This window comes from Onishia taeanensis, assembly GCF_900100755.1.
In the GTDB taxonomy this organism is placed as follows: domain Bacteria; phylum Pseudomonadota; class Gammaproteobacteria; order Pseudomonadales; family Halomonadaceae; genus Onishia; species Onishia taeanensis.
The window spans coordinates 32832-45841 of record NZ_FNCI01000016.1; the positions used below are offsets into that span (position 1 = coordinate 32832).

Below are 13010 nucleotides of genomic sequence, written 5' to 3' on the forward strand. Positions count from 1 at the left end.
AGGGCTCCTGAGGCTGGTCCTGATGGCGCTGACCGTGATGGTGAGAGCGCCGGTTGGCGGAAAACGTCGTAATCGAAGACGTCGCGCCACAGGATACAGGTAAGCAGGGTATCCGCGCCGTGTCAGTTGCCTACCACCAGGTTGCGGCCTTGCCGTTTGGCCGAATAAAGGCGTCGGTCGGCGCGTTCGAGCAATTGGTCGCGCAGCTCGCCAACGCGATGCTCGGTAATGCCGGTGCTGATGGTGACGCCACCATTGGGTAGCCCGAAGTCATGGCGGGCGATTTCATGGCGGAGGCGTTCGGCCAGTTTCTGACAATGTGAGAGCGGGGTCAGCGGCAGCAGTACGGCAAACTCCTCGCCGCCAAGCCTTGCCAGGCAGTCCTCTTCTCTAAGCAGGCCGCGGCACAGCTCGGCGAGGCGGCGTAGCACCTTGTCGCCTTGTAGGTGCCCCCAAGTATCATTGATGTGCTTGAAGTGATCGATGTCGATCATCATCAGCGACAGGGGTGTGCCATGCCGGTTGCTGACGGAGATTTCCCGTTTCAGGTGGCACATCAGCTTGCGCCGATTGGGTAGGCCGGTGAGGTCGTCGGTGTCTGAGAGCTCGCGCAGATGCGCCTGGTACTCGATTTGCTCGGTAATGTTGACCATCAGCCCATTCCACAGCGTGCCGCTATTCAAACGCTCAGGTTTGGCACGCACGGCGATCCAGTATTCTTCGCCCTCCTGCTCGCAATGACGAAACTGCGTCGCCAAGGGCATCAGTGACTGGGCCGAGCGCTCGACGGCGACCATCAGGCGCGGGAAGTCGTCAGGGTGCACATGGTCGAAGGCGTGGCTGGCATCTTCGCTCAGCAGTTCGCGTTGAGCCGAATCGCCAAAAATCTTGCTATCGCCGGCCAGGTAGGGAAAGCAAGCTTTTCCATGATGGCTGCGATAGAACTGGAATACGATGCCGGGCAGGGACTCGGTCATGGCCTTGAGTTGATCAAGGTCATGCCGAGTGCCATCCAGTGAGGTGTCATCAAGCGCCATGAGACTATCTCTTCGCTAGTGCAGTGGTAGCCGCCACGAAGTGCATGGAGTACTCCAGGAAAGTATGGGTGCTTGGCTGCCTTCAGTGTGTCCGGTGGAGGCAATGGGCATGAAGGTTAAATATTATCTTTTGTTTATTAATGATGCACTGTACTACGGGTATGACGGTTTTTGTAAGAGATTGTAGCAATACCTAGGTAGTACCTAGCCGCTAAGGGCTTTCAAGGCTGGCTAAGGGCAGGCCAAAGAATGTCTGCATCGGCTGACGCAAGAGTTGATGAGCTTAAGCCAAGGACTCAGGACTTGAGCGTTGCCGCTTTCAGCAGGTTACTTCTTTTTATACGCTCCGCTCGCCAAGGTCATGGCGTGACGAGCGGTTAACGTGCGGCGTCATATCGGCCCTCACGCCCCATGGAAAACACGATCTGCCACAGCTGAAGGTCACGGGCGCGGAAAGCGCCGGCACAGGCTGAAAGGTAGTAACGGAACATGCGCCGAGTGGTTTCATTGTAACGATCGGCTATTTCGGGCCAGCGCGCAGTGAAGTTTGTGAGCCAGGCCATCAGGGTGCGGTCATAGTCGGCACCAAAGTTCTGCCAGTCCTCCATCAAGAGATAACTCTCGCTGGCACGGGAGATGTGCATGGCGGAAGGCAGAACGCCGTTGGGGAAAATGTATTTATGGATCCATGGATCGGCGCTGATCTCTGAGTTATTGGAGCCGATGGTGTGCAGCAGGAAGAGGCCGTCCGGGACCAGCAGGCGAGCGACAGTGTCGAAGTAGGTTCTGTAGTTGCGATGCCCCACATGTTCGAACATGCCAATCGACACGATGCGATCATACTGCCCTTCCAACTCACGGTAGTCTTGGAGGTGGATCGTGACCGGCAGGTCCTGGCATCGGCGGCGTGCCAGCTCGGCCTGCTCCTTGGAGATGGTGATACCGGTCACTTCCACGCCGTAATGGCGGGCCGCATGTTCGGCGAAGCTGCCCCAGCCGCAGCCAATGTCTAGCACCTTCATGCCCGGGGCGAGATTCAACTTGCGCGCGGCCAGGTCCAGTTTGGCGACTTGGGCTTGGTGAAGTGTGTCGGCTTGTCTCCAATAACCGCAGGAATAGCAGAGTGTTGGGTCGAGCATGCGTTCGAAGAGGTCGTTACCCAGGTCGTAATGGGCCTCGCCGACGATATAGGCTCTCGCCTTGCTTTGCAGGTTGAACAGACCGTTCTGCAGGCGATACAGCATGCGTTCTGTAGGCGTGTGAGCGCGCTCACCAAGGCCATGACGCAACATGCGGTGGATCATCTCGTCGATACGCTCGCAATCCCACCAGCCCTCCATATAAGCTTCCCCAAGCCCCAGGGTGCCCTGGTGAAGTAAGCGCGAGAAAAGGTCGGGATGCAGTATCTGCATGTCCCAGGGAGCCAAGCCATTTAGGGCCACGCCTGAGCCCTCTAGTAGTTGTTCGACGACTCGTCGGGCGCGTGTATCGGGTAGGGAGATGGCTCCGATGCGCGGGTCGCTGGTCATGGCGGTCTCCTGATCCATCAGACAAGAGGCAGTTTGGACCTACTTGCCACCTCGCGGCCCCGGATCCTTCACTACCCGTTGTTCATCCAAGCGGTTTAACTCACTGGTGTATAAAACCTGATGTATAAAACATAGCCAATAAGCGGCGGCCAAGCCTAATACCTTCGTTCAGCGTAGCGGGGAAACCGGGTTAAAAATCAACACTCTCATTCTGACAAGGAGCCACACAATGCGCGTGATCGTTGACCTTTGCGTCGTACCACTGGGCGTCGGTGTTTCGGTATCACCTTACATCGCAGCCTGTCAGCGAGAAATCGAGGCCGCGGGACTAGAGCACAGCATGCATGCGTATGGCACCAACATTGAAGGTGGCTGGGATGAGGTCATGGCGGTGATCAAACGCTGCCACGAAGTGGTCCATGAGCTGGGTGCGCCTCGCATTACCACGACCCTGAAGCTGGGGACACGCATCGACCGTGAGCAGCACATGCAGGAAAAGGTGAGCAGCGTCGAGGCATTACTGGACGCCGAACGGCAGGGTAAGGACCTGGCCTGAGCGTTGGTGCTGGGTGTGTGTTGATTCGCTACGTCGATAACAAGACCTCCCGCCAAGCAAGGTAAGAGGTACGAGTGCTGCCCATGGCGCTGTGTGCATGCGGGCTTGGACTAAGACTAAGCGTGCGAACTATTTCGTTTGCACGCTAAGTTTTGGTACAGTAGCGGGATATTTTCCTGCTCACTCGCTTGGTGCTGCCGCAATAGCGGCGGTGCTGATGCTCAGGAGTCCGCTGCCATGTCCACATCTGATCACCGCATTTTTTCTCCTACTGCACTGCATGAGCCGATGATGCCATCGCTTGGCGGAATGCTGGGTCGCGTTCATCGCCAATGGCGCACGGCCATTACCAAGGCGGTCACGCCGCTAGGGATTACCGAGGCGCGCTGGACCGTCATGGTCCATCTCTCGAAGCTAGGAGAGGGCTGTACCCAGGGGGCCTTGGCGGCCGATCTGTGCATCGAAATGCCGTCTCTTTCCCGCACCTTGAGCCAGTTGGAAGCCCAGCGATTGATCGAGCGACGTAGTGTGGATGGTGATCGTCGAGCTCGCAGCCTTTGGTTCACGCCGGCCGGAATAGATTGCCTCAGAGAACTCGAAGCGCGTATCGAGTCGGTGCGCCAGCATCTCTACCGGGGGCTCAGCGACGAGCGTCTGAATGCCTTGGCCGATAGTCTTGGCATCATCGAGTCCAATGCTCGTCAGTTGATCCGGCCGAATGAGCCTGAGGAGCGATCGCAATGACGCCGGATCAGCATTTTGCCCGCCTGGTAAAGGTCGCACTGATCGTTTTCGCGCTGTGTTTTGCCTATTTCCTGGCGGCCGACCTATGGATGCCGATGACTCCCCAGGCGCGGGTCATGCATCCGGTGGTGCGGGTCGCTCCCCAGGTCGATGGACGTGTCGCCACGGTGGGTGTTGCCAACAATCAACATGTCGAGGCCGGTGAGTCACTGTTTACTCTCGACCGCAGGCCTTATCGGCTGGCGGTCGAGGACGCCGAGCTGGCACTCGAAGAGGCGCGGCGCGAAAACGCCCAGCTCGATGCCTCGATTGCGGCGGCCAGGGCGACGCTGGCGGCCAATCGTGCCGATGCCGAGGAGCTTGAACAGGAAATGACGCGCGCCGAGCGTCTGATCGCACAGCACAGCATTTCTCAACAGGACTACGATCAGATTCGCGCCAACGCTCAGGCGGCTCGGGCGCAGGTGCAGGCCGCACAGGCCGAGATCGACGCCTTGCAGGCTGAGCGCGGCGGGCAGAACGACGACAATCTCCGTCTTCGCCAGGCGCGTAACGCCCTGGCCAAGGCGCGTCTCGACCTCAAGTACGCGGGGGTTCAGGCAGACACCAGCGGCACGGTCTCCAACCTTCAGGTCAGTGTCGGTGACTACGCCAAAGCCGGCAGTCCGATGCTGGCGCTGGTCAGCGATGATGCGGACATCATTGCCGATTTTCGTGAAAAGACGCTGCGCTCGTTACAGCAGGGCGATGCGGCCAGTGTGATCTTCGATGCCTACCCTGGGCGAGTGTTCGATGCTCGCGTGATCGGGCGCGATGCGGGCGTCAAGGATGGCCAGTTGCAGGCCGATGGCAGCCTGGCCGACCCCAAGAGCTCCGATCGCTGGGTGCGTGATGCACAGCGCCAGCGGCTGCATCTCGAGCTTGAAGAGGCCCCCGATGTGCTGGCGACGCTACCGACCGGCGCCCGCGCCTCGGTGCAACTGCATCCGGTCGGCGGACTGGCCGCCGTGCTGGGCGCGCTGCAGGCCCGCTTGGTCAGCCTGATTCACTTCATCTATTGAGGTCGTTCATGCAGCGACATGACTCACCGGCCTCCACTGACCCGGACGCCGGCGCCGCGCCTTCGCGGCTGACCCGCAATGACCTGCGCCAGATCCTGCGGATTGCCTGTGGTGTGCTGCTGGGGTTTCTGGTCTGCAAGGTGATGAACTGGAATTACGGCACCTTCTTCGCCGTTTACCCGGTGCTGTTGCTGGGGCTGGTGCCGGTGCTAAGCGCTCACGTGATTCGCCAGTTCCTGGCCAGCATGCTGGTGGTCAGCGTTATCACGCTAGTCGTTGCTGGGGGCTTTGGCGACAAACCGGTGCCGATGACGCTATTGGTCATGGGGATCTACGCTTGGCTGTTTCGCTGCATGACCCAGGGCCATCTGTTCTTGTTCGGCGCCCAGTGCGTCGTCAGCCTGTCGGTGCAGCTGAATTTCGTCAGCTACCCGCAGACCGATGTCTTCGACATCGTGACCAGCAACAGCGTGGGCTCCATCATCACGGTGGGCATCGCCATGCTGATGCATGTCATCTTTCCCGATGTGACACCTCGCACGCCGCCAAAGCGCCCGGTCAAGCCGCTCAGCAATCAGCGCCATGAGGTCATCCTGGCAACCACGGTAGCGACCCTGTCGTTTGTGGTCTTTCAAGTTTTTGACCTCAAGGATTCACTGTCGGCCCAGGTGGCCTCGATTCTAGTGTTGTTCCCCCTCAACTGGCGGGGGGCCGGCATGGCCGGCAAGCACCGGGCCGTGGGAACCCTGCTTGGCTGCAATGCGGGGCTCTTGATTCAGGTGACGTTGCTTGGCCACTACAATGTGCTGCCCTTCGCGGCATTCGGGCTATGGCTCGGCTGTCTGATCTTTGCCCGCTACCATCTTCTGGAGGGTGGCAGGCCGGCGACCGGTTTCGGCGGGCTGACCACGATGGCGATTCTCTTCGGTCAATACCTCACTCCTCAGCAGGATCTTGTCTACGACGCGCTATACCGTTTCAGCTCGGTGGCGACGGCGGTGATCTTGACGCTGATGGCTGTTTACGTGATGCACCACCTGCTCGACCGCTTCGCCGCGACGCGTCTTCAGCCTCTTGGTTGAACGCGAGCATGAGAATGTGGCTAGCCAGTGAGGGGAAAGGTGGCAGGCGAGGCAGTCAAGCGTGAAGAGTGCCGCGCACTGGCGCTTGATCAGGCAGAGCCCGGCTCGGGGTTTTCGTGCATTGGTGCCAGCCAATGGCTGCTGATGGTCAGCAGGTGGTCGGTCAGGGCCGTCAGTATCTGCCCGCCGTGGCGCCAGTGGTGCCAGTAAAGAGGCACATCGATATGGCTTTTAGGGTCAAGGTCCTGAAGCCAGCCTTCAGCCAGTTCCCGCGCCGCTTGGCGTTCCGGAATCAATCCATAGCCCATGCCGGCCAGCGCGAGGCGCACGAAGCCTTCCGATGAGGGGCAAAGGTGGTGGGGAAAGGGCGCGTGGTACTCGCGCATGGCCAAATAACGGTGCTGCAGGCCATCGTCCGGGCCATAAACGATGGCGGGCGCAGTCGCCAGTCGCTGGTGCGTGACGCCCTCGGGGAAGTGTCTGGCCACATAGGCGGGGCTCGCTAGGGCGCGATAGCGCATGCTGCCCAGGGCGTGAGCGCGCGCCCCCTGGACCGGGCGGGGCGTCGTGCAGATGCAGCCAGCCACTTCGCCATCGCGCATGCGTTTCAAGGCCACATCCTGGTCTTCCACCACCAGGTCCATCAACACGCGCTGCTCAGTGCAGAACTGCCCCACGGCCGGTGGCCACCAGGTGGCGATACTGTCGGCGTTGATGGCCAGCCGCAGGCGCTGCTCGCTGTCGCCGAGCGCCGGAACCTGATCGAGCAGGTCGTGTTCGAGCAGGCCCACCTGCAGCACGTGATTGAGTAGCCGACGCCCCAGTGGTGTCGGTGCGAGCTTAGGGCTGCGCACCAGCACTGGCTGTCCCAGCCGCGCCTCGAGCAGCTTGATGCGCTGCGAGACAGCAGATTGCGTCAGCCCCAGGTGTCGGGCCCCCCGCTCGAAGCCGGACTGGTCAACGACGGCAGCCAGTGCCTCGAGAAGTTTGTAGTCGAGCATCAGTGTGATTAATTCCCCATTCTGCCAATTAATTTCACTTATCCACTCAGTCAAGCCTAGTCTGGCGGTGCTTTGCAAGTCGTTAATTGTCGAAACTTGGCACTAAGGGGCATTCAAGATGTGGATATCTGCCGTACAAGGGCTGCTGGTGGGAGCGGGCTTGATCATCGCGATCGGTGCCCAGAATGCCTTTGTGCTCAGCCAGGGGCTGCGCCGGGAGCATATCTGGCTGGTGGCGACCATTTGTGCCTTGTGCGACTGGGTGCTGGTGGGGCTAGGGGTGTTGGGTTTGGGAACGCTGCTGGCCGAACAGCACCTGCTGATGCTGCTGGCCCGCTGGGGCGGGGCGGCTTATCTGGCGTTCCTTGCTTGGCAATCGCTGCGGCGAGCCTGGCACTCGCACGCACTGCGCGCCGATGCTGGAGCGCCGGCTTCACGTCGGCAGGTGCTGTTGGCGACGCTGGCGGTCACGCTGCTAAACCCGCAGGTCTATCTGGATACCCTGGTAATGCTCGGCATTGTCGGCGCTGTTCAGGAGAGCCCCGGGGGCTTTTTCATCGGCGCTGCGCTGGCGTCTTTTGGCTGGTTCTTCGGTCTGGTGGCGGCGGCAAGCTGGCTGGCCCCTAAGCTTGCCAACCCCAGGGCCTGGCGGGTGATCGATACCCTGATCGGGGTCACCATGGCGGTGATTGCCTGGCGCCTGCTGGCCGGCGGTATGTTGCCCGCCTGAGGCCAAGTCTGGGCTAAAGCCGCCTTAGCCAGGGCTCTCGATCTGGCGTCCTGGTAAAGGCAGAGGCGGTGTGCCAGATCCGCAAGGGGGGGGGGTGACGATGGTGCTGTCAATATATCGTTACGGCTTGTCAGGTTTCTGCGCCACCCTGTGCCTAGGTTCAGAGCCTGCCGCCCCGGGTGTCACGTTTTTGTTACAGCTGGCGCTACAATCACTCGCCGTCGACGATACGAAACGGGATATCTTGCGTTCCGCGGCGTCTCCGCGGCCCCTAGGCTAGTTGTCATTGATCGCTTCTCGCCACTCACCGCGAGGACACGATAACGACACGACAACAATGCCAAGGAGACTGCCATGAATGCCCCCACTTCACAGGCGCTAGACACTAAGACGGTGCCTTCTGCCTCTGCGCACAACCCGATCGGTACCGACGGTTTTGCGTTCGTCGAATATACGGCCCCGACCGCCGAGGGTATCGAGGCACTGCGTGCGCTCTTTAATCAAATGGGCTTCACCGAGACCCGCAAGCACCGCTCCAAGCAGGTGTTCCTGTTCCAGCAAGAGGGCGTGAACTTCGTGCTCAACGCTGAGCCCGACAGCTTCGCCGCCGAATTCGCCCGACTTCATGGCCCCAGCGCCTGCGCCATGGCTTGGCGGGTAGCCGATGCCCGCAAGGCCTTCGAGCATGCCGTGGCCGAGGGTGCCGAGCCTGCCGAGAATCCGGTTGGCCCGGGCGAGGTGGGTATTCCGGCCGTCAAGGGCATTGGCGGCTCGCTTTTGTATTTCGTCGACCATCAGGTCGATAGCCAGGGTCGCACCATCTACGACATCGATTTCGAGGCGATTCCCGGGCGTACGCCTCAGGATCACAGCGTGGGCTTGAATGTGCTGGATCACCTGACCCATAACGTCGATCGCGGCCAGATGGACATTTGGGCCAACTTCTATACCCGGGTCGCTAACTTCCGCGAGGTTCGCTATTTCGATATCGAAGGCAAGATGACCGGCCTCTTTTCCAGGGCGATGACTGCCCCTTGCGGCAAGATGCACATCCCGATCAACGAGTCGGCCGACGATAACTCCCAGATCGCCGAATTTCTGCGCGAGTACAACGGCGAAGGCATTCAGCACCTGGCGATGGCCACCGACGATATCTATTCAACCGTGCGGGCCCTGCGCGCCAATGGCGTGACCTTCCTGACCACGCCGGATACCTACTACGAAAAGGTGAATGAACGGGTACCCAACCACCAGGAGAGCGTCGATGAGCTGCGCGAGTTGAGCCTGCTGGTTGATGGAGCACCCGAGCAGGGCGTACTGCTGCAGATCTTCACCGAGACGGTCATCGGCCCGATCTTCTTCGAGATCATTCAGCGCAAGGGCAACGACGGCTTCGGCGAGGGCAACTTCAAGGCGCTGTTCGAATCCATCGAGGAAGACCAGATCCGCCGCGGCGTTCTCAAGGACGACTGAGGCAAAGCACCAGGCGTGCCGGAGATGGCATGCTTGGTGCAAGCTGCTGACGTTGTCGCCAACCGGCGCTGGATTGCCATGAACTTAGGCTTATCGATAGCGCATCCTATTGGTCGCATGGTCAACGCACGAACAAAAACGCTAAAATCTCTTATAACAACAACCCTGAAGGTGTGACATGACGGCGAGACAACAACCCAAGAACCTGTGGCTGGGGCGCTGGGGCTTCATCCTGGCGGCTACCGGCTCCGCCGTGGGCTTGGGCAATATCTGGAAATTTCCTTACATGACCGGTGAGTACGGCGGCGGGGCCTTCGTGCTGGTGTATCTGGCCTGCATCCTGGCCGTCGGCATCCCGGTGATGATGATCGAGATCGGTCTTGGCCGTCGCGGTCGCGGTAGCCCCATCGATGCCATTCGTCGCGTGGCCCGTGAGTCCGGGCGCGGCGGCCTCTGGTCGCTGCTGGGCTGGATGGCCATGCTGTGCGGCTTCATGATCCTGTCGTTCTACGTGGTGGTGGCCGGCTGGTCGTTCTCCTATTTATGGAAGACGGTGAGCGGCGGCCTGGTAGGCTCTGAGGTTGGCGACATGGCGGCGATCTTCGCAGCCAATAACGCCGATCCCTGGGCCTTGGGTGGCTGGAGCACCCTGGTGACGCTGATTACGCTGACGATCGTCGGCAAGGGCGTGCAGCAGGGCATCGAGAAGAGTGTCAGTTGGATGATGCCGGGCATGGTGATCATGCTGGCAATCATGATTGGCTATGCGATGCTCTCCGGTGGTTTCGGTGACGGCGTCGATTTCCTGTTCTCTTTCGAAATCGGCAAACTCACCAGCGAAGGCCTGCTGGCGGCCATGGGGCACGCTTTCTTCACCCTGTCGCTGGCATCCGGCGCCATTCTTACCTATGGCTCCTACCTGCCCGATAACGCCTCCATCGCGCGTACCACTTTCACGGTGGCCATCGCCGATACCCTGGTGGCGCTGATGGCGGGCCTGGCGATCTTCCCTGTGATCTTCGCCAACGGCATGGACCCGGCCGCTGGCCCTGGCCTGCTATTCATGAGCCTGCCGCTGGCCTTCCAGGCCATGCCGTTCGGCAGCGTTTTCATGGCGATCTTCTTCGTTATGCTCTCCATGGCGGCGCTGACCTCTGCCATTTCGATGATCGAGGCCACCGTGGCCTGGCTCAACGAGAGCAAGGGGATCTCACGCATCAAGGCAACTTGTGGAGCCGGCATCGTGCTGTGGCTACTGAGCACGCTGGCCATGCTGTCCTTCAACCTTGGCGCCGACTGGACCATCGCCGGCAAGCATGCCTTCGACTGGCTCGACTACCTGACCTCACGCTTCATGATGCCGCTAGGTGGCCTGGGTATGGCGCTGCTGGCCGGGTTCGTGCTGCGTCATGAGATCTTCAGGTCCGAGCTTGGTCTCTCCAACACTCAGCATGCGCTTTGGCTGTTCATGGTGCGCTACGTGAGCCCGCTGGGCATCATGCTGGTGTTCATCGACAGCCTGGGGCTGATGGATCTGGACATGGGCAGCCAGTGGTACTGGTGGCTGGGTGTGCTGGTCGCCATCACCCTGATCGGCGAGTCCCTGAGCCCACGCATCAAGCGTCAGTTGGCCGCCTGATTTGCCCGGATCGATAGGCCCCATAAGAAGACCGGGGTCTATCGATCTCAAGCCCTATGCGCTGCCCCCGCCTCGTGCGGGGGCAGCGTTTTTTGTGGCGATGTCATGATCTGGCGGTGCTTGGCTCATCAGCGCGGATTTGCCTGAAGAGCCTCGCGCATATGCCATAATGCACGCCGTTGACCCTCAAACTGCCACGAGTCGTCATTCAAGGAGCCAAGGTGTTGGGATATCTTTCAAGCGAACAGTGCAACCAGTTGCTGAGCGGCGTCCGGGCCGCTGGAAAGCAGGTGCTCTCCATCTATCGTCGCGACTTCACGGTCGAGACCAAGCAGGATGATAGCCCGCTGACCGAGGCTGACATGGCGTCGCACCATGCCTTGGTGGCGCTGCTCGAAACGGTGACCCCTCAGGTGCCGATTCTGTCCGAGGAGTCGGGAGAGATTCCCTTCGACACGCGCCAGACCTGGTCACGCTATTGGCTTATCGACCCGCTGGATGGCACCAAGGAGTTCATCAAGAAAAACGGTGAGTTCACCCTCAACGTGGCCTTGATCGAGGGCGGTGAGCCAGTGTTCGGTATCGTGCATGCCCCCGTGCTTGGCGAGCACGGAACCACCTGGTGGGGCCAGGTGGGCGAGGGCGCCTGGAAGCAGGCCGATGCTGGCGTTGAGTCGATCCAGGTACGCACATTGCCGGATGCAGCGGTTGAGCCCTGGAAGGTGGTCGGCAGCCGCTCTCATGGCGCGGCGGAATTCGAGGCCTTCTGCGCTGACTTGCCTGCCAACGAGCGAGTCTCTATGGGGAGTTCGCTGAAACTGTGTTTGGTCGCCGAGGGAGCCGCGGATCTATACCCGCGTCTGGCGCCGACCTGTGAATGGGATACCGCCGCGGCTCAGGCGGTTGTGGTCGCCGCCGGTGGTTCAGTGCTGAATGCTTACAGCCTGACGCCACTGCGCTGCAATCAGCAGGATAGCGTGCTCAACCCTTACTTTATCGTTTGCGGTGAGCGCGATGCTCGCTGGGAGCAGGCGCTGACCAAGGCGCTGAGCTGAGATAGGCCCATGGGATCGTCAGGTTTCGCCGACGTTAGAGCGGCGGATAGGGGGCTAGGGTTATAAGCTTCTAAGCAGAGATTACTGGCGATTCGCCGGCTAAAACCTTAAATTTGGCTATAAGAATTTTATCTTTCTGCGTAAAATGGAATAAACGGTTCATCGATTCGAGACGCCTGCCATGACCTCCGACCTGCATCCCACATCGCTTCCCCAGTGCGGAGATGACGCATCGCTTGCTCGGCTGCGCGATTTTCCCCGTGGCCAGGTGGCGCTGGTAGGGGCGGGGCCTGGCGACCCGGAGCTGCTGACACTCAAGGCACTCAAGCGGCTGCAGGCGGCGGAAGTGATTCTGCACGATCGCCTGGTCAGCGAAGAAATCCTGGCCATGGCCAATTCCCGGGCGCGTCGCCTCTATGTGGGCAAGGCGCGCTCGCAGCACAGCTTGCCTCAAGAAGGCATCAACCAGGCGCTGGTGGACTGGGCTCGTGAGGGCAAGCGGGTAGTGCGGCTCAAGGGCGGCGATCCCTTCATTTTCGGTCGTGGTGGCGAAGAGCTCGAGACCCTGGCAGCGGCAGGCATCGCTTTCGAGGTGATTCCCGGTATCACTGCAGCGTCTGGCTGTGCGGCCTACGGCGGCATTCCGCTGACCCATCGCGACCATGCTCAGTCGGTGCGTTTCGTTACCGGCCACCTCAAGAACGGCAGCTGCGACCTGGATTGGGCGACGCTCGCTCATTCTGGCCAGACCCTGGTGTTCTACATGGGCCTTGGCAGCCTCGATATCATCCGTGAGGCACTCATGGCCCATGGCCTTGACGCCGAGACACCGCTGGCGCTCATCGAACAGGGCACGACAGCGCGTCAGCGCGTGCATGTTGGAAGCCTGGCCCACCTGCCTGACGCCTTCCATGGCGATACCATCAAGCCGCCCACGCTGATCGTGGTGGGTAGCGTGGTGCGCCTGCATCAGACACTCGCCTGGTTCGACGGTGAACAGTCGGCCAGCCGTGGTTGGGAGGAGGGCAAGCACGCAACGCCCATCAAGGCATCTGACAGTGCCTGAGGCCTGAGAAGGCGAATGTCGCTTCCTGCCGACGTTT

Annotated in this window: 12 protein-coding genes; 9 read left to right on the forward strand and 3 right to left on the reverse strand. The window is 60.5% G+C overall.

What is annotated here, in order from left to right:
• Positions 1 to 122: 122 nt before the first annotated feature.
• Positions 123 to 1037 (reverse strand): GGDEF domain-containing protein, encoded by a 915-nt coding sequence (locus BLR71_RS15230; protein WP_092528330.1) that lies wholly within the window; start codon positions 1035 to 1037, stop codon positions 123 to 125.
• Positions 1038 to 1414: 377 nt separating this feature from the next.
• Complete coding sequence (cfa, locus tag BLR71_RS15235) at positions 1415 to 2566, reverse strand: cyclopropane fatty acyl phospholipid synthase (RefSeq protein ID WP_092528332.1); 1152 nt, start codon at positions 2564 to 2566, stop codon at positions 1415 to 1417.
• A 229-nt stretch (positions 2567 to 2795) separates the two neighbouring features.
• Between cfa and BLR71_RS15240 the strand changes: the two genes are divergently transcribed.
• The 4 genes from BLR71_RS15240 to BLR71_RS15255 all read left to right on the forward strand — a co-directional run bounded on the left by BLR71_RS15240 (position 2796) and on the right by BLR71_RS15255 (position 6009).
• Positions 2796 to 3122 carry an MTH1187 family thiamine-binding protein gene (locus BLR71_RS15240; protein ID WP_092528334.1) on the forward strand — a complete coding sequence of 109 codons (327 nt, stop codon included), beginning with the start codon at positions 2796 to 2798 and terminating at the stop codon, positions 3120 to 3122.
• A gap of 237 nt (positions 3123 to 3359) precedes the next feature.
• The gene (locus tag BLR71_RS15245) at positions 3360 to 3866 is read left to right on the forward strand and encodes a MarR family transcriptional regulator (RefSeq protein WP_092528336.1); all 507 of its coding nucleotides are present in this window, start codon (positions 3360 to 3362) and stop codon (positions 3864 to 3866) included.
• Positions 3863 to 4927, forward strand: a complete 1065-nt coding sequence (locus tag BLR71_RS15250; protein ID WP_092528338.1) for an HlyD family secretion protein — start codon at positions 3863 to 3865, stop codon at positions 4925 to 4927. The genes BLR71_RS15245 and BLR71_RS15250 overlap by 4 nt, the downstream gene beginning before the upstream one ends.
• A gap of 8 nt (positions 4928 to 4935) precedes the next feature.
• Positions 4936 to 6009 (forward strand): DUF2955 domain-containing protein, encoded by a 1074-nt coding sequence (locus BLR71_RS15255; RefSeq protein WP_092528340.1) that lies wholly within the window; start codon positions 4936 to 4938, stop codon positions 6007 to 6009.
• 89 nt (positions 6010 to 6098) lie between these two features.
• On the opposite strand, the gene BLR71_RS15260 is transcribed toward BLR71_RS15255, so the two are convergent.
• On the reverse strand, positions 6099 to 7010 hold the full coding sequence (locus tag BLR71_RS15260) for a LysR family transcriptional regulator ArgP (RefSeq protein WP_092528342.1): 912 nt from the start codon (positions 7008 to 7010) through the stop codon (positions 6099 to 6101).
• A gap of 118 nt (positions 7011 to 7128) precedes the next feature.
• On the opposite strand from BLR71_RS15260, the gene BLR71_RS15265 reads away from it, so the two are divergent.
• From BLR71_RS15265 to cobA, 5 genes are all read left to right on the forward strand, one after another.
• Entirely contained in the window at positions 7129 to 7740 is a 612-nt protein-coding gene (locus BLR71_RS15265) for a LysE/ArgO family amino acid transporter (protein ID WP_092528344.1), read from the forward strand.
• A gap of 354 nt (positions 7741 to 8094) precedes the next feature.
• Complete coding sequence (gene hppD / locus BLR71_RS15270; RefSeq protein ID WP_092528346.1) at positions 8095 to 9213, forward strand: 4-hydroxyphenylpyruvate dioxygenase; 1119 nt, start codon at positions 8095 to 8097, stop codon at positions 9211 to 9213.
• 178 nt (positions 9214 to 9391) lie between these two features.
• On the forward strand, positions 9392 to 10852 hold the full coding sequence (locus BLR71_RS15275) for a sodium-dependent transporter (RefSeq protein WP_092528348.1): 1461 nt from the start codon (positions 9392 to 9394) through the stop codon (positions 10850 to 10852).
• A 221-nt stretch (positions 10853 to 11073) separates the two neighbouring features.
• Positions 11074 to 11907 (forward strand): 3'(2'),5'-bisphosphate nucleotidase CysQ, encoded by an 834-nt coding sequence (gene cysQ, locus BLR71_RS15280; protein WP_217629346.1) that lies wholly within the window; start codon positions 11074 to 11076, stop codon positions 11905 to 11907.
• Positions 11908 to 12088: 181 nt separating this feature from the next.
• Positions 12089 to 12973, forward strand: a complete 885-nt coding sequence (cobA, locus tag BLR71_RS15285) for a uroporphyrinogen-III C-methyltransferase (RefSeq protein ID WP_092528352.1) — start codon at positions 12089 to 12091, stop codon at positions 12971 to 12973.
• Positions 12974 to 13010 lie beyond the last annotated feature (37 nt).